The organism is Enterobacter sp. Crenshaw (genome assembly GCF_024734705.1).
Classification (GTDB): domain Bacteria; phylum Pseudomonadota; class Gammaproteobacteria; order Enterobacterales; family Enterobacteriaceae; genus Enterobacter; species Enterobacter asburiae_B.
Genome location: NZ_CP102932.1, coordinates 2,360,323 through 2,375,939, shown reverse-complemented (window position 1 = coordinate 2,375,939; position 15,617 = coordinate 2,360,323). Strand labels below are relative to the sequence as shown.

Annotated in this window: 15 protein-coding genes; 11 read left to right on the top strand and 4 right to left on the bottom strand. The window is 57.4% G+C overall.

What is annotated here, in order from left to right; all coding sequences use genetic code 11:
• Positions 1-68 precede the first annotated feature (68 nt).
• The 8 genes from NWV12_RS11410 (at position 69) to dsbG (ending at position 7,335) form a co-directional block, all read left to right on the top strand.
• Entirely contained in the window at positions 69-1,619 is a 1,551-nt protein-coding gene (locus NWV12_RS11410; RefSeq protein ID WP_048981309.1) for a methyl-accepting chemotaxis protein, read from the top strand.
• 118 nt (positions 1,620-1,737) lie between these two features.
• Positions 1,738-2,250 carry an AAA family ATPase gene (locus NWV12_RS11405; RefSeq protein WP_048981312.1) on the top strand — a complete coding sequence of 171 codons (513 nt, stop codon included), beginning with the start codon at positions 1,738-1,740 and terminating at the stop codon, positions 2,248-2,250.
• Positions 2,251-2,399: 149 nt separating this feature from the next.
• Positions 2,400-2,819, top strand: a complete 420-nt coding sequence (locus NWV12_RS11400) for a hypothetical protein (protein WP_029741320.1) — start codon at positions 2,400-2,402, stop codon at positions 2,817-2,819.
• A 5-nt stretch (positions 2,820-2,824) separates the two neighbouring features.
• The gene (locus tag NWV12_RS11395) at positions 2,825-3,385 is read left to right on the top strand and encodes an RNA polymerase sigma factor (RefSeq protein WP_080973637.1); all 561 of its coding nucleotides are present in this window, start codon (positions 2,825-2,827) and stop codon (positions 3,383-3,385) included.
• An 87-nt stretch (positions 3,386-3,472) separates the two neighbouring features.
• Positions 3,473-3,844: a hypothetical protein gene (locus NWV12_RS11390; RefSeq protein ID WP_048981315.1), complete on the top strand. Its 372-nt coding sequence runs from the start codon at positions 3,473-3,475 to the stop codon at positions 3,842-3,844.
• 47 nt (positions 3,845-3,891) lie between these two features.
• The gene (locus NWV12_RS11385; RefSeq protein WP_048981316.1) at positions 3,892-5,916 is read left to right on the top strand and encodes a protein-disulfide reductase DsbD; all 2,025 of its coding nucleotides are present in this window, start codon (positions 3,892-3,894) and stop codon (positions 5,914-5,916) included.
• A gap of 7 nt (positions 5,917-5,923) precedes the next feature.
• Positions 5,924-6,535, top strand: coding sequence for a DsbA family protein (locus NWV12_RS11380; RefSeq protein WP_048981317.1), 612 nt, complete (start codon positions 5,924-5,926; stop codon positions 6,533-6,535).
• 41 nt (positions 6,536-6,576) lie between these two features.
• The gene (dsbG, locus tag NWV12_RS11375; protein WP_048981318.1) at positions 6,577-7,335 is read left to right on the top strand and encodes a thiol:disulfide interchange protein DsbG; all 759 of its coding nucleotides are present in this window, start codon (positions 6,577-6,579) and stop codon (positions 7,333-7,335) included.
• A 39-nt stretch (positions 7,336-7,374) separates the two neighbouring features.
• Here dsbG and NWV12_RS11370 read toward each other — a convergent pair whose 3' ends face one another.
• Both NWV12_RS11370 and NWV12_RS11365 read right to left on the bottom strand, forming a co-directional pair.
• Positions 7,375-8,667 (bottom strand): glycoside hydrolase family 10 protein, encoded by a 1,293-nt coding sequence (locus tag NWV12_RS11370; protein WP_048981319.1) that lies wholly within the window; start codon positions 8,665-8,667, stop codon positions 7,375-7,377.
• Positions 8,668-8,674: 7 nt separating this feature from the next.
• The gene (locus tag NWV12_RS11365; RefSeq protein WP_048981321.1) at positions 8,675-8,962 is read right to left on the bottom strand and encodes a VF530 family DNA-binding protein; all 288 of its coding nucleotides are present in this window, start codon (positions 8,960-8,962) and stop codon (positions 8,675-8,677) included.
• Positions 8,963-9,127: 165 nt separating this feature from the next.
• Between NWV12_RS11365 and NWV12_RS11360 the strand changes: the two genes are divergently transcribed.
• Both NWV12_RS11360 and NWV12_RS11355 read left to right on the top strand, forming a co-directional pair.
• Complete coding sequence (locus NWV12_RS11360) at positions 9,128-10,822, top strand: Hsp70 family protein (RefSeq protein ID WP_048981322.1); 1,695 nt, start codon at positions 9,128-9,130, stop codon at positions 10,820-10,822.
• Complete coding sequence (locus tag NWV12_RS11355; protein WP_048981323.1) at positions 10,823-12,157, top strand: J domain-containing protein; 1,335 nt, start codon at positions 10,823-10,825, stop codon at positions 12,155-12,157.
• Between the two features lie 74 nt (positions 12,158-12,231).
• Here the strand turns inward: NWV12_RS11355 and NWV12_RS11350 are convergent, their stop codons facing one another.
• On the bottom strand, positions 12,232-13,719 hold the full coding sequence (locus NWV12_RS11350; protein WP_048981324.1) for a UbiD family decarboxylase: 1,488 nt from the start codon (positions 13,717-13,719) through the stop codon (positions 12,232-12,234).
• Positions 13,720-13,829: 110 nt separating this feature from the next.
• On the opposite strand from NWV12_RS11350, the gene NWV12_RS11345 reads away from it, so the two are divergent.
• Positions 13,830-14,714, top strand: coding sequence for a LysR substrate-binding domain-containing protein (locus tag NWV12_RS11345; RefSeq protein ID WP_033145589.1), 885 nt, complete (start codon positions 13,830-13,832; stop codon positions 14,712-14,714).
• Here NWV12_RS11345 and NWV12_RS11340 read toward each other — a convergent pair.
• Positions 14,705-15,616: a LysR family transcriptional regulator gene (locus tag NWV12_RS11340; protein WP_048981325.1), complete on the bottom strand. Its 912-nt coding sequence runs from the start codon at positions 15,614-15,616 to the stop codon at positions 14,705-14,707. The two genes, NWV12_RS11345 and NWV12_RS11340, sit on opposite strands and share 10 nt — an antisense overlap.
• Position 15,617: the final 1 nt, after the last annotated feature.

The window sequence follows — 15,617 nt, the reverse complement described above, 5'->3', positions numbered from 1 at the left end:
CTTTAATTAATTTAAGTTTTGGAATGGCCGATAACCATAAGGAATAATTCTCCTTGAGGTATTGGTTTATGTCGTTGAAAAAGTCGTCCCTGATCGTCCTGTTCTCGCTGCTTTTCTTCTTTGTTGTCAGCACTGTCACCAGCGTTGGCCTCATCATAAAAAGTAATAATTCCCTGGATAACGTCAACAAAGAGATCCAGGTTGTGCTGTCCATTATTGACCCCATCAACCATAGCCGTACGCTGCGCGTGCGGGTGATGGAGTATGTGAAGATGGTGGAAGCGGGCAATTCGGCAGACGGAGCTGCAAAGCTAACCGCCGTGAAAGAGGCGCTGACCAAAGCGGACCACGCCTTTGCGGCCTTTATGGCTTCGCCGCGTCTGACGGATGAAGCGCCGCTGGTGACTGCCTATCAGGACGCCTGGCAAAACTACCGCAACCAGGGGCTGGCGCCGCTGATCGATGCCGCCGAGGCGCACGATGTGGCCAAATTTAACGCCCTGATCCCGGAAGTCTCCCGCCTCGACCGCCAGTACGAGATCGTTCTCGACCAGGTCCTTTCCGTCCACCAGAAATATGCCAAAAGCCTGAACGAGAATGCGAGCAGCAATTTCGTCTCTGGCCTGGCGATCATTGCCGCTATTGCCAGCCTGTTTGTGGTGGTGATTGTCGCCGTCAGCCTGCTGATGAAGCGCTTTGTTTTTGCGCCGGTCAACCTGGCGCGCGAGCACTGCAGCCAGATTGCGGCGGGCAAGCTGGACGTTCCGGTGCCGGTCAAGGGGAGCGCACATAACGAAATCGATCATCTTATGAGTTCTATGGAGCAGATGCGTCAGGCGCTGCTGGCGACCATCGCCCAGGTGCGCGACGCGAGCCATACCGTAACGCACGCGGCGCAGGAGATTGCCTCCGGGAATATCGACCTGGCGTCACGTACCGAACAGCAGGCTTCCGCGTTGACCCAGACGGCAGCAAGCATGGAAGAGCTGAGCGCGACGGTGGCGAACAATACCGACAACGTTTATCAGGCCGGAAAACTGGTGCAGGACGCGGTGAAAAATGCCCACACCGGTGAAGCGGTGACCCGCGAAGTGATCGACACGATGAATACCATCGCGGCGAACTCGAAGCGCATCGAAGACATTACCAGCGTAATTAACAGCATCGCCTTCCAGACCAACATTCTGGCGCTGAACGCGGCGGTTGAAGCGGCGCGCGCGGGAACGCAGGGCCGCGGCTTTGCGGTCGTGGCCAGCGAAGTGCGCACCCTGGCGCAGAAAAGCGCGGTGGCGGCTAAGGACATCGAGAACCTGATTGCGCAGTCGGTCTCGAGCGTGAAAAACGGCGCGGAGCTGGTCAGCCGCTCGGGCGAGGTGATTCACTCGATTATTTCGTCGGTGAATAAAGTAAATACGCTGATGGAGCAGATCTCCGTCGCCTCTGAAGAGCAGAGCCGCGGGATCAGCCAGGTCGGCCAGGCGGTGACCGAGATGGATGGCGTGACCCAGCAGAACGCCGCGCTGGTGCAGCAGTCCGCTGCGGCAGCGGCATCGCTGGAAGAGCAGGCGCAGCAGCTTTCACGGAGTATTTCGAGTTTTAGTTTGCCGGTGCAGGCTTGATTGTATGAGGGGGGCTCCGCAGGGAGCCTTTTTTGTATCTGGTGTAACCGTTTCTGTATAATTCAGGACGTCTCTATAGGCAGCACAAATCTAATATTAATTATCACCAGGGAAAATTATGTTAATTATTTTTAGTGGGCTACCCGGCAGTGGTAAAAGCACCGTTGCAAAAATAGTTACTCAAAGGCTGGGGGCGGTCTATCTGCGGGTTGATACTGTTGAGCAGGCCATTCGTTCAGTCTATGAACCGGGTGAGGAAACGGGGCCGGAGGGCTATTTTGCCATCTATGGTTTAGCAAGTGAGAATCTTAAGCTCGGCTCCACCGTTGTGACCGATTCCGTTAATGATATTAACCTTGTGCGAGATGCTTTCCGCAATATTGCTCTGTCGTTGAATGTCCCTTTCCTGGAAGTTGAAATTGTCTGCTCAGACGAAAAAGAACATCGTTATCGCGTAGAGAACAGAGTATCTGATATCCCGGGACTCACGCCTCCTGACTGGGAACGGGTAAAAAACCGTGAGTATGAACCCTGGGAGAGAGAACATCTCATATTGGACACCGCCCTGTTATCAGCGGCAGAGTGTGCAGATAAAATCCTGGAAATTAAGAACGCTCTAAACCGGCCTTAAACGGTGAACAAGCGCCAGCAATGGCTTTCACGGGGCGTGTGAAAATACGCTCTCCGCAAAATTATTCATTCACCCCAGCAATATTTCCCTCCCTCATCCGTCTACCTCATCACAAGCCATAATCAGTTACTGTAAACGAGGTAAACACCATGAGAGATTTTGATATGCACGACAGAGGTCACGGGCGCGGATTCGGTCGTCACCGTATGGGCAAGGGCTTAGTCATCGGCGCGGTGATTTTCATCGTGCTCGGCCTGGTGGTGATGACCCTGTGGAACGCCTTGCTCCCGGCGATTCTCGGCGTGAAGGCCATTGGCTTCTGGCAGGCGCTGGGCATTCTGGTGCTGAGCCGCATTCTGTTTGGCGGATTAGGTTTCCGTCCGGGGATGTTTGGTGCGCACCGCCGGATGCACGAGCGCTGGATGAACATGACGCCCGAACAGCGCGAGGCGTTTATTCAGCAGCGCCGCGAAGGGTTTGGTCGCCACGGTCGCGGCCACTGCGGCTGGCACGGTCATCGTGACGATAAGCGCGACGACGCCACGCCAAAAGCGCCGGAAGCAGAGTGAGCGAAATGAAAGCCGGGGAGGCGGGCGGATCCATGCTAATGTCGGCGCTCAATGCCTGCCGCGCCCGGCTGACAGCCTTCATTCGCGGACGGACGTCCGTCCGCGATGATGCCGACGATATTTTGCAGGAAGTGACGTATCAGCTGATGAAAGTGGAGCAGCCGGTCGAAAACGTCGCCGCCTGGCTGTTCCGCGCGGCGCGTAACGAGATGACCGACCGGGCGCGTAAAAAGCGCGAAGTGTCGCTCTCCGGCTATTTTACGGGCGAAGACGAAGAGGGTTTCCCCGAGGACGAGCTGGCCGAAACCCTGTTCGGCGTGCCGCACACGCCGGAAGAGGAGTACCTCAAAACGCTGCTGTGGGAAGAGCTGGGGCAGGCGCTGTCTGAACTGCCACCGCCGCAGCGCGAGGTGTTTGAAAAGACCGAACTGCACGGCTACAGCATTAAAATGCTGGCAGAGGAGACCGACGCCAGCGAACAGGCTCTGTTATCCCGCAAGCACAAGGCGGTGCTGTTTCTGCGCACGCGGCTGCGCGACGTCTATGACGCGCTGACGGGCGAATAGCGGCGACAGACAAAACCTTACACTTCCGGCACTTGTAGATTCATCACTATCGTTTATGATCGGGGCGTCTCGTCACTCTGGAATGTTATGCGCAACCGTCAGCTCCTCGGAAAATGGCTTTTGATCGTCACCTGTCTCGCGATGGCGCTTTGCCTCGTGCAGCGTGCGGTGATGCTCAACCATTTTTTACAGGGACTGGATCCGCAAATTTCTCTGAGTGCAGATGCCCCGGGTCAAAGCAGCACCACTGAACAGCCCGGCCCGTCGCCCTGCCAGCTGGGCGCACACTCGCTGCTTTGCGCGCCGCCGCTGTTCTTCGACGGCGCGCTACCGGCCATTATCATCTTCCTCGCGCTGCTGCAGCTGCTTACGCAGGGGCGGGCATTGGCTCCCGCGGAACAGCCCGTTCAGGCACCGCCTCCCCGAATACACCTTAAAAACTGCGTTTTCCGTGAATGAAAATCATCGTCCTCTCACGATAATTTTCACTGTTCACGGAGTAAAACATGGTTAACCTCTTCAGGAGATTCGTCTTCCTGTGGCTGTCCTGCATCGGCATTGTCCATGCGGCAGACACCGGCTGGCTGGTTTCCCCCCAAAACGATCACGCCCGCATCCGCTTTCAGGCGGAGAGGGAGCAAACGCACGTTAAAGGCCTGCTCACCGTTGAGCTGAAGCCCGGCTGGAAAACCTACTGGCGATCGCCGGGCGAGGGCGGCGTCGCGCCAAAAATCAGCTGGCCGGAAGGCGTGACGGATAGCTGGTCCTGGCCGGTCCCGTCGCGCTTCGATATCTCCGGCATGACGACGCAGGGCTATCACGATAAGGTCACGATCCCGATTACGCTCAACGGAGTGAAGGGCGACACGCTCGACGGGACGCTCACGCTTTCCACGTGCAGTAACGTCTGTCTGCTGACGGACTACCCTTTGCACCTCGATTTTACCCAGCCGGTAGATGAGGGCTTCAGCAGCGAGTTCGAGCAGGCGATGCGCGCCGTGCCCGGTACGTCAGGCGTATCCAGGGATCTCTCCGCCTGGCTCGCTGGCGACAAGCTGGTGATTACCGGCACGACGGACGGGAAGTGGGATAATCCGGGGATCTACTTTGACCCGCTGGAGGGTGACATTCTTCCCGGCGAGCCGGTCATCAAACACGACGGCAATACGCTTCGGGTGACGGTACCCGTGACCGACGAATGGGGCGATAAACCCGCCTCGCTGGAGGGCAAGAGGCTGTCGTTTGTGCTGACCAGCGGCGGCAATGCGCAGCAAACCACCATGACCGTTGGCGCGACGCCTGCTGCACCTTCTGCGCCTGAAGGGACGGGCAAAATGGTGCTCTTTGCGCTGCTGGGCGGGCTTATCCTCAACCTGATGCCCTGCGTGCTGCCGGTCATGGGCATGAAGCTTAACAGCATCCTGCAGGCGGGATCGGACAGGCGCGCCATCAGGCTGCGCTTTCTGGCCACAAGCGCCGGGATCCTCACCTCCTTTATGCTGCTGGCGGGGATGGTGACCGCACTGAAGCTGGCCGGGGCGTCGCTGGGGTGGGGCATTCAGTTCCAGAACCCGTGGTTTATCGGCCTGATGGTCGCCGTCACCTTCCTGTTTGCGCTGAACCTGTTTGGCGCGTTTGAGATGCTGCTGCCTTCCGCCGCCACGGGACGGCTGGCGACGGCAGGGGGATCGGGGATTGGCGGCAGCTTCTGCGAAGGGATGTTCGCCACGCTGCTTGCCACGCCATGCTCCGCGCCGTTCCTCGGTACGGCGGTCGCCTTTGCCCTTGGCGCGCCGCTACACTCCCTGTGGCTGATCTTCCTGATGCTCGGCGTGGGCATGAGCCTGCCGTGGCTGTTTGTCGCCCTGGTGCCGAAAACGGCCATGCTGCTGCCGAAACCCGGCCGCTGGATGAACACGCTAAAAGTCGTTCTGGGCCTGATGATGCTCGCCTCCAGCCTCTGGCTGGCAACATTGTTGAGCGTGCATCTGGGCGAGGCGGTCAGCCAGATTGTGATGCTGGTGCTGACTGCCGTCGCGCTGGCGCTGTTCGCGCTGAAGGGGCAAAAATCCTCACCGCTGTTCTGGCTCGTGGTGATCGCACTGTCGGCGTTTGGTGGGTATCAGGCGCGCGGGTTGCTTAACGCGCCGCCTGCCGCTCCGGCACAAAATGCTGCGCAGACCATCCCGTGGCAGCCGCTCAGCGAGGAGGCCATCCAGCAGGCGCTGGTGCAGGGAAAACGGGTGTTTGTGGATATCTCGGCGGACTGGTGCGTGACCTGCAAAGTTAACGAGCATCGGGTGCTGAATCAGCCGGACGTTATTGCCGCGCTGCGCCAGCCGGACGTGGTGGCCCTGCGCGGAGACTGGAGCCAGCCGTCCGCGTTTATCGCCGATTTTCTGGCGAAGCGAAACCGTTACGCCATTCCGTTTAACGCAGCGTATGGCCCCGGTCTGCCTGAGGGGGAAATCCTCTCGCCGCTGCTGGACAAGCGCACTCTGATCGCCACCCTGAACAACGCAAAAGGCTAACTGTGTTATGAAAAAATTCCTTATTACGCTTCTGCTCCTGCTGGCGCCGGTTCAGGTGTTCGCTGCCCAGCCGCTGACGCCGGACCAGGAGCAGCGGGCGCAGAAGATGGTGTATGATTTTCTGTTTAACGATCCAAACTCTCCGCGCATCGGCGCGAAAAACCCAAAGCTCACCCTGGTGGTGTTTACCGACTACAACTGTCCGTACTGTAAAAAATTCGATCCGTATCTGGAGAAGATCGTCGAAAAACACCCGGACGTGGCGGTAGTCTTTAAGTTTTTACCTTTCCGCTCGGAAAGTTCGCTGACCGCCGCGCGCGATGCGTTAACGCTCTGGCGTCAGGAGCCCCGGCAGTTTATGAAGCTTAACCACATTCTGATGGCGAAGAAGGGCTACCACGATGACGCCAGCATTCAGGAGGCGCAGAAGCGGGCGGGCGTGAGCGTCGCGACGCCGGATGAGGAGAGCCTGATGACGATCAAGCGCAGCCTGATCGTCGCGGAAAAAATGGGGATCCAGGGCACGCCCGCCACGCTCATCGGCGAGGGACTGCTGCCCGGCTGGGTGCCGTTTGAACAGTTCGACGAAATGGTCAGTGACGCACTGAAAAACCGCTAACCTGAAGGGGGCGGAATGCCCCCGACAAACCGGAGAGGGAAATGAAAAAATTACTGTTACTTTCAGCGCTGACGGCGTCAGGGCTGGCGCAGGCGGCTGAAGCCATACCGGACATGGTGAAGCACTTCAGCGAGCAGCAGAACATTAAAATTATCAAGAAGCTGGATGCGCCCGGCGGCGCGCCCGCCTGGCTGGGGCAGTATCAGGACATGGGCGTGACGCTGTTTTTAACGCCGGACGGCAAGCACGTCATCTCAGGCTATCTGTACGATGACAAAGGAAAAAACCTCAGCGAGGGCTATTTCCAGAAAGAGATCTACGCCCCGATGGGACGCGAGATGTGGAAGAACCTCAACGCGGCGCATCCTCTGAAGGAAGGGGCGGATAACGCCCCGCGTAAGGTCTTTGTCTTCGCCGATCCGTTCTGTCCGTACTGCAAGCAGTTCTGGGCCGAAGCGCAGCCGTGGGTGAAGGCGGGCAAGGTGCAGCTCAACACGCTGCTGGTGGCGTTTCTCAACCCCAACAGCGGACGTAACGCCTCGGCGATTCTGAATGCGAAAGATCCGGTTTCGGCCTGGCGCGAATACGAGCTTTCAGGTGGCAAAAAATTACCGAAGCCAGAGGGCGAGGCTTCCCGCGAAACGGTAGCGATCCTGCAGAAGCACCAGACGCTGATGGACAGCCTGGGCGCTAACGCCACGCCGGCCATTTACTATCTGAATGCGGAAAATGAGCTGCAGCAGGTGGTCGGTATGCCGGATGCGCAGCAGCTTGAGGCGATGTTCGGGCCGAAGCCGTAAAAAAACAGGCAGAAACGGGGCGTTTCTGCCTGATGGCATTTAGCTTCCCCAGCGTCCTTTCAGGTAGTTCACCGCCTGCTGGGTCTGCGGCTGGTTCAGGTAATCTTCCCGGAACAGGATGGTGCCGTTGACGTTGGGCAGCGAATCGTTGAGATCGAGCTGCTTTTTCAGCTCCGGCACGCCGCCCTGAACCGTCCAGTCCGGCTCGTTTCTCGACGGCTCGCCCACCTTGTAGAACGCAATGCCGATATACAGGCGAGTGTGGGTCGGCTTCACGACGTCGGCCCACCATTTGGTCAGCACGTCGTAGCGCGCGGCGTTCCGGGAGAAGGGCCAGTAAATCTGCGGGGCGATGTAGTCGAGCAGGCCCTGCTGAACCCACTGCCGCGTATCGGCGTAGGATTCATCGTAGGCCGCGGCGCCGCGGGTGTCCGAGCCTGCCGGGTCAAACGAACGGTTACGCCACACGCCCGCCGGGCTGACGCCAAACTCAACGTCGGGCCTGGTCTGCTTAATCGCGCGGGAAACCTGGACGATCAGCTGCTGCGTGTTGTGTCTACGCCAGTCAGCCTTTGAGGCAAATCCCTGACCGTACTGCCGCCAGGTCTGTGCGTCATTGAGCGCTGAACCAGGCGTTTCGGTATAGAAGTAATCGTCAAACTGCACGCCGTCTACCGCGTAGTTCGCCACCACTTCGGTCACTACCCGTGTGATCCAGTCGCGCACTTCCGGAATGCCGGGGTCGAGAACAAAGCGGTCGCCCGAGATGCGCACCCACTCAGGGTGCTGGACATAGACGCTGGACGGGGTCTGATAGGCGGTCCGGTTCAGGGCGGCGATGGTTGACGGCTTAGTGTTGGTCGACACGCGGTACGGGTTGAACCAGGCATGCACCTTCATGCCGCGCTTGTGCGCTTCATCCAGCATAAACTGCAGCGGATCGTATCCCGGATACTCGCCGATGTTGCCCGTCAGCATATCCGACCACGGCAAAATTTTTGATGACCAGAGGGCCGTGCTGTCCGGCTTCACCTGGAAAAACACCGTGTTAATGCCGAGGCGCTTAAGGTTGTCGAGCTTGCTTGTCAGCGCCTGCTTTTGCATCGCGATGCGCTGGTCCGCGCTGCGGCCGTTCACCGAGGCTACCGGCGGCCAGTCGAGACGAGAGACGGTTGCCAGCCAGATCCCGCGCATCGGCTCGTTTGCCTGCTGCGTCGGTTTGCTCGCGGTGGGAAGAGGGGTAACCAGTGATTTCGGCGGTTTGGAGGAGCAGCTCACAAGTAAAAGCGCGCAGGCAGCCAGCGCACCAATCCGTTTTACGTGTCGCGTCATTTGCGTATTAGCTCTTGATAATCCGACTGTTAGCCCAGGGATTAAAGGCGGGCGCCGCCTGTTCTGTGCTTACCTCATCGTTGAGGGAGTCCAGATACAGGGCTTCGACTTCCGCGCGCGCCCACGGGGTGCGGCGCAGAAATTTCAGGCTCGATTTAACGCTGGGATCTTTTCTGAAACAGTTAATTTTGATTCGGTCGCCCAGCTCGCTCCAGCCATATTTCACCACCAGGGCGTTGACCATCATCTCCAGCGTTACGCCATGCAAAGGATCTTTGGAAATATGTGCAGTCATAGGTGTCCGGATGTCTCAATGTTTGTGGGGGCAGGGTTTCCGGTGAAAGGGTACAAGAAAGCAGGGGAAGCGGCAATAATATCAAGATCCCCCTTTTTTTGGGCATTAGTTCTCTTCTAACTATTTGTATAATCAATAGAGTAACAATGAAAAACAGGTATACCGATGACGCATAATCAGGTGCTGGGAATCGATCTCGGGACAACGAACAGCGCGGTCAGCGTTTGGCTTGAGGGGCGGCCAGTGCTGGTTACGAATAAATTTGGTGAGGTTCTGACCCCTTCAGTCGTGGGTCTTGATGATGACGGCAATATCCTGACAGGCCGTCCTGCCCGGGATCGTTTACAAACTCACCCGCATCTCACGCAGGCGAGCTTTAAGCGTTTCATGGGGACAGACATCCAGCTTCCGCTTGGGCTAAGGCAATTTCGTGCGGAGGAGTTATCTGCTCTGCTGCTTCGCCAGTTAAAAGAGGATGCTGAAGCCTGGCTTGGCCAGGCTATATCCGATGCGATCATCACCGTTCCGGCTTATTTTAATGATGTACAACGACGGGCGGTAAAAAATGCTGCCAGCCTGGCCGGCCTGAATGCCATTCGCCTTTTAAACGAACCTACCGCAGCTTCTCTTGCTTTTGGGTTACTGGAAAACAGAGAACAAAAATATCTCACTTTCGATCTTGGCGGTGGGACATTCGATGTATCCATTATTGATATGTTTGAGGGCGTGGTGGAAGTCCGTGCCAGCAGCGGAGACGTACGCTTAGGTGGAGATGATTTCTCGGATGCCATTCTGCACTGGATGTTGCAACAACACCCGGCTCTAAAAGCAGCCCCCGATACGGTGAGGGCCGAGCTGCTGGCGAAAGCCGAAAGCATGAAACTGACGCTTAGCCAGCATGCACAGGCCGAGGTCACTCTATGCTGGAATGATACGGAGTGGCGATGGTTAATGAATGAAGAGCAATTTGCCCACTGCTGCAAACCGCTTTTAAATCGGCTTCAACATCCTGTTCAGCAGGCGCTCAATGATGCGCGTTTCTCAGTGCGCGATCTGGACCATATCCTTCTGGTGGGAGGGGCGACGCGCATGCCACTCGTCCGCCAGACTGTCGCGCGACTTTTTGGTCGCTTCCCACGTCACGATCTTCATCCCGACGAAGCCGTAGCCCTTGGTGCTGGCGTTCAGGCCGGTATGGTCATGTCTGATGTCGCCGTGGAGGATATCATTCTCACGGACGTGATGCCTTTTTCTCTGGGTGTTGAAGTTGCCAGGCGGAGTTCGGAGCGTCTTGAGACGGGATTTTTCCTGCCACTCATCGAACGAAATACCTTTCTACCCGTGAGTAAGATGGAGACAGTCAATACCGTTGAAGATAATCAACGCACTGTATTGCTGAAGATCTACCAGGGGGAGGCGCGCAAAGTTCGCGATAATATTTTTCTGGGTGAAATGATTATTGATGTCCCACCTGCACCGGCGGGAGAGGTCTCTCTGGATGTCCGCTTTACCTATACCCTCGATGGTTTGCTGGAAGTCGAATGTCAGTGTCAGGGAAACCCCGCCATCTCAAGACGGATTATTGAAAAAGTGCCGGGGCAGATGAGCGATGAACAAATTGCCGAGAGTCTGCAAAAGCTCGCCGCACTCAAAACCCACCCTCGCGATCGTAAGGAAAACGTCGCGCTGTTGGCTCGCTGTTCGCGACTCTATGAACGGCTGCTGGGGGACGAGCGAGCCTGCATTGACCGGCTTACAACAGAATTTGAGTGGGCTCTTGAGAGTCAGGAGCCGCAGCGGATTGAACGTTCTGCACGAGAGGTTGAACTTTTTCTCAATAGCTACGAAGGGGTCAGGTAGATGAGCATCTGGCAAACTCTTGATATTGCTCCTACAGAGGATGAATCGGAAATTCGGCGAGCCTACGCACGCCAGTTAAAAAAGAATCGTCCTGATACCGACCCCACTGGTTACCAACGCCTACGGGAAGCCTTTGACGATGCAAAACGCTTAGCAAAGGAAGGCAAAGAGAAGGACCCACAACGTGTTTTAGTCGATGAACCAGCGGCAATGGTTGATCGTCAGGAAGAAACTGATGAACGCGTGACCGTTTTCTTACCAGAGCGCGAAGCGTTATATACGGAACAGGAAATATCTGCTCTGGCTTATAAGCTCGTCAACGAAGAAATATCCGGCATTGCTTCTCTCAAGCATCTCTCCGCCCGCATTAACGGGCGAGGAAGTCTTGAACAACAACGGCTTTTCAGTCAACGTCTTGCCGCTGCACTGGCTGAACAGGCTGGATTAACTGAAGCGCAACTTGATATCGTGGCGGAAATGCTGAACTGGCGGATACATGATTACGACTTTAGCCATATCATCCCGCGTTACCTTCAACACGCCATTAATCATCAGATCCGCCAAACTGAAATCCTCCGAGCCTGGCAGAAAATGGAGGCGGAAGGGAAGCAGGGATCATGGCGGGAGAGGCTGGCTATTAAGCTGCTCAGAAGTGAACGGCCGAACGTACCTTTTTGGATACGATTATTGCCGGGTTTGATTGAAACTATGGCAACACGATATCAATACGTACTGCAATCTTTTCCGGAAATCCTCCCCCGGTTCAATCCTTTTATTCTGCAGTTCCTGCAGAGAGCACGATTAGGCCTCACATCGGCGGGTCTTTTCTTATTGGCATTTTGGGGTTTTCTTTTCAGCGCTATTTTACCCTCCACTGGGGGTATTACCCTCGTCAGTACCATTACAATTGCAACGCTTATTTTCTACCTTTACGTCAGCGATATGGTGTTGATAAGCGCCCATTCCAGACCCAGATTGCTCAGCGCTTTTTTAGGCATTGAGTTCCTGCTTTCACTCATTATTATTCAGTGGTTCTTTGGCGGACTCTATTTTTCTGCTCTTTCGGCCATTACTACACCCGGTCTGGGGCCACCACTCCTGATGACGGCGATCTTTTTGCTGCTGTCGGCGATAGCCGTATGGGCAGTGTGGCCGAATCGAAAAGTACCGGCGATCCGCTTGCCCGGAATTATCATGAGCAGGCTCTTTTCCAGTCCATGGCGGATCCTTAAGGTGATGAATTTCGCCTGGTATAGCTTTATCTGGCTTTTCATTCATTACTTTATTTGTGCTGCGGTTATGGCGGCGCTGATTAATCAGTTTAGTGAGAGATGAATTAAATATGGCGCTCTAATAATAAAAGGTCACCCGGCTTAAGCCAGAGTGACCTTATTAAATTTTTCAGCTATTTATTTCTTATCAGCGAACAGCTCCGGCGCCCACGGACGCGGATTCACCTCCATAAACGGCGCGCGCTCGAAGCGGTCCTTCAGCGCCCACGGCACCGTGCAGTCGAAGATGGTCTTGCAGGAGATGCCGTTTCCGCGAATCGAGTTGCTGTAATCCGGCGACTGGGACGGATCCAGCTGGTGGCCGCGGATCCCCGGAATATTGGTGATGCTGACATCACCCTGCATGCGGGTGGTCATCGCCCACAGGATGTCGTCGCTGTCGAAAATATCCACGTCTTCGTCGACAAGAATGATGTTCTTGAGCTCCGAGTAAGTGGCTAAGGCAATGAGCGCCGCCTGGCCCTGACGGCCTTCGTCTGACGGCTGGCGTTTTTTCACCTGCAGGATCCCGAGGAATTTACCGCCGCCCGCAGTATGCGCATAGACGTTTTGCAGGAAGCCCGGAATCGCCTCTTCAACGGCATTGCGGATGCTGGCTTCCGTCGGTAAACCGGCCAGGGTGGTATGCTCTTCTCCCGGTCCCACCAGCGTTTGCAGGATCGCGTGGTTTCGCATGGTCACGGCTTTCACTTTGATCACCGGCAGGGACGGGTTTGCCTCGCCGCAGTAGCCCGGGAACTCCGGCATCGCGTGGCCGGTATTGGTGTGCTGATCTTCTCTTACCCGCACGCCCGGAAGCAGTTCGCCCTCGATGATGATTTCCGCCCGCGCGATCGCTTTCTCTTTTACCGCCACGCCCTGCACCAGCTCGACCGGCTGCTGGCGCAGCGCCCCGGCGACGCCCAGCTCGTTGTAGCCAAACGGCGTGGTGGGCGCCTCAAAGCACGCGCCGATATAGATGGCGGGGTCGAGCCCCATATTGATCGTCACCGGCAGCGGTTTTCCGGCTTCTTCCGCCTTTTTGCGGAAGACTTCGATATGCCGACCGGCGGCAAGGAACATGGAAAGCTCGTCGCGCTCCTGGACGCAGAGGCGGTGGATGGTGACATCCGTCAGCGAACTGTCTTCCGGATCGCTCGCCAGCACCAGCCCCAGACAGAAGAACGGGCCCGCATCAATCGGCGTGTTTGTGGGGGCCGGAAGAAGCTTGCGCAGGTCGAAGTCGGGGTCGTCAGCGTAGAAAACCTGTTCCTGGCAGGGCGCCTGCGAGGCCGGAACGACAACCGGCGCAACCGGCTTTTTCACCGCCTGGCCGACGTGTTTTGCGAGTTCAGAGGGCTCGCAGCCCAGAAGGAGCGCCGCACGCTCGCGGCTGGCGTGCATGCCCACCAGGATGCGGGAGCCCGGATAGCCCTTCACGCTGTTGAACATCATGGCCGGGCCTTTACGCGTTGGACGTTTTACCGTGCCTCCCGCGCCGATATGGCGGTAGACCCCCGCCAGCTCCGCGTTGGGATCGACCGGATAATCGGTTTCAAGATACTGCCCTTCGTGGCGCTGAAGCAGGGCGATGGCGCTGCGGAGATCGTTGATCGGGTTTTCCATATTTTCCTCCCTCGTTTGAATACCTCCATTTTTATGGCAATGACCAATAGCATCAATTGCATCATTACTGCTAAATTGATAAGTAAATTCATATCAAAAGGAGGCGTTCCGTGCAGTTTCGTCAGATGCGCCATTTCATCGTCGTGGCCGAAGAGCTCCACATGCACCGGGCCGCTGAGCGTCTGAACATGGCGCAACCGGCCCTGAGCCAGCAGATAAAGGCGCTGGAAGAACGTTTAGGCGTCACGCTCTTTAGCCGGGCGAACCGCCGCTTAACCCTGACGCCCGCGGGTGAAGCATTTCTGGTGAAAGCCAGGCTCGCCATTTCCCTCACCGAGCAGGCGGTTCTGGACGCCAGGCAAACGGCAAGGGGCGAGCAGGGGGTATTAAACCTGGGGTGCGTGTCGAGCGCGATGTTTGACGGCAGGCTGCCCGCCGCGCTGCGCCAGATGCACACGCGCTGGCCGGCCATTACCATGTCGCTGGTGACGGGAAACGTGCAGACGCTCTACGCGGCCGTGCAGAGCAACCAGCTCGATGTGGCTATTATCCGGGCGCCGCTGCCGTCGCTGCCTGACGATCTGCAAAGCCGCCCGTTCACGTCAGAGAAAACGGTACTTGCGCTGTATCGTCAGCATCCGCTGGCGGGATCTTCCGCGCTGACGCTTTCGTCGGTGAAGGACGAAAAATGGATCTCCCTGCGCGACCCGGAGGGAATGGGGCTGGAACAGTACTTTTATGACGCCTGCAGCGGGGCGGGCTTTCAGCCGGACGTGGTGCAAAACGCGACCGACGTGCCCACCGTGATAAGCCTGGTCTCGGCGGGGTTTGGGCTGGCGCTGCTGCCCGCCTCGGCAAAGGCGGTGAGCGTTGAGAACGTGGTGTACGTGGACATCCTCGACCGGCTCCGGGAAAGCGAGCTGACGCTGGTTTGCCACCGGATTATTCGCTCAGAAGTGCTTAAAAAATTCCTGATTACCCTCGATCATACCTGACGCCCGGCGGCCTGCAGCAGCTGCTCGCGCAGCCAGGCATTTGCCGGATCCTGGCTGTTTTTCGGGTGCCAGTACATGTAGATGGTAATCGGCTGGAGCGGCAGCGGCGGCGCAAAGAGATCCAGCGTGCCGGCAAACTGTTTCAGCATCCGTTCCGGCAGGGTGCACACCAGGTCGGTACCGGCAACAAGCGCAGGCGCCATGGCGTAGCTCTGCGTGGACATCGCGACGTGCCGCTGGTAGCCCAGCCCGGCCAGGGTTTGATCGACAAAGCCGGTAAACGGATCTCCCGCCGATGACACCACCAGATGAGAAAGCGCGCAGTAGCTTTCCAGGTCTAACGCTCCGGTCCCGCGCGGATGGCCTTTGCGCTGGGCGGTGGCAAACGTATCGTCGAGCAGTTTGCGCCTCACCCAGCCGTCATGGGTGCCCGCGCTTACGCCGATGTAGATATCCACATCTCCGTTTTCCAGCTGCTGCGCCAGTTCGGACATCTGTGGCAGGGCGAAGCGCAGGCGAATACCTGGAGCTTCGGTACCCACCTGGTTAAGCAACCCGGTGCCCAGCATCAGCGCCGGGTTTTCGTGCAGGGCGATGACAAAGGTCCGGGTACTGGTCTGCGCATCAAACGTGGTGGGAGAAAACATCGCGCTGATGCCGCGCAGCACGCTCTCCACCTGCGGCTTAAGCGCTTCCGCTCGCGGCGTCGGTAGCACCCCACGTCCATGTGGGGAGGGAATAAACAGCGGTTCGCCAAACAGCGTTCGTAGACGCGCCAGACGAGCGGACAGCGCGGGCTGGCTGATGCCCAGCCGCGCGGCCGCATGGGTGATATTCCTGTCCTGAAGCAGGGCGTCCAGGGTCAGGATCAGGTCTATGTCCATGTCAGAGCTGGGCGTCATC

Excerpts from the sequence above, each read along its gene's own strand:
- NWV12_RS11395 (WP_080973637.1), top strand. The coding sequence starts at position 2,825 with ATGAAAGCCGGGGAGGCGGGCGGATCCATGCTAATGTCGGCGCTCAAT.
- NWV12_RS11355 (WP_048981323.1), top strand. The coding sequence starts at position 10,823 with ATGAGCATCTGGCAAACTCTTGATATTGCTCCTACAGAGGATGAATCG.
- NWV12_RS11405 (WP_048981312.1), top strand. The coding sequence starts at position 1,738 with ATGTTAATTATTTTTAGTGGGCTACCCGGCAGTGGTAAAAGCACCGTT.
- dsbG (WP_048981318.1), top strand. The coding sequence starts at position 6,577 with ATGAAAAAATTACTGTTACTTTCAGCGCTGACGGCGTCAGGGCTGGCG.
- NWV12_RS11385 (WP_048981316.1), top strand. The coding sequence starts at position 3,892 with ATGGTTAACCTCTTCAGGAGATTCGTCTTCCTGTGGCTGTCCTGCATC.
- NWV12_RS11340 (WP_048981325.1), bottom strand. The coding sequence starts at position 15,616 with ATGACGCCCAGCTCTGACATGGACATAGACCTGATCCTGACCCTGGAC.
- NWV12_RS11400 (WP_029741320.1), top strand. The coding sequence starts at position 2,400 with ATGAGAGATTTTGATATGCACGACAGAGGTCACGGGCGCGGATTCGGT.
- NWV12_RS11350 (WP_048981324.1), bottom strand. The coding sequence starts at position 13,719 with ATGGAAAACCCGATCAACGATCTCCGCAGCGCCATCGCCCTGCTTCAG.
- NWV12_RS11390 (WP_048981315.1), top strand. The coding sequence starts at position 3,473 with ATGCGCAACCGTCAGCTCCTCGGAAAATGGCTTTTGATCGTCACCTGT.
- NWV12_RS11370 (WP_048981319.1), bottom strand. The coding sequence starts at position 8,667 with ATGACGCGACACGTAAAACGGATTGGTGCGCTGGCTGCCTGCGCGCTT.
- NWV12_RS11380 (WP_048981317.1), top strand. The coding sequence starts at position 5,924 with ATGAAAAAATTCCTTATTACGCTTCTGCTCCTGCTGGCGCCGGTTCAG.
- NWV12_RS11365 (WP_048981321.1), bottom strand. The coding sequence starts at position 8,962 with ATGACTGCACATATTTCCAAAGATCCTTTGCATGGCGTAACGCTGGAG.
- NWV12_RS11360 (WP_048981322.1), top strand. The coding sequence starts at position 9,128 with ATGACGCATAATCAGGTGCTGGGAATCGATCTCGGGACAACGAACAGC.
- NWV12_RS11410 (WP_048981309.1), top strand. The coding sequence starts at position 69 with ATGTCGTTGAAAAAGTCGTCCCTGATCGTCCTGTTCTCGCTGCTTTTC.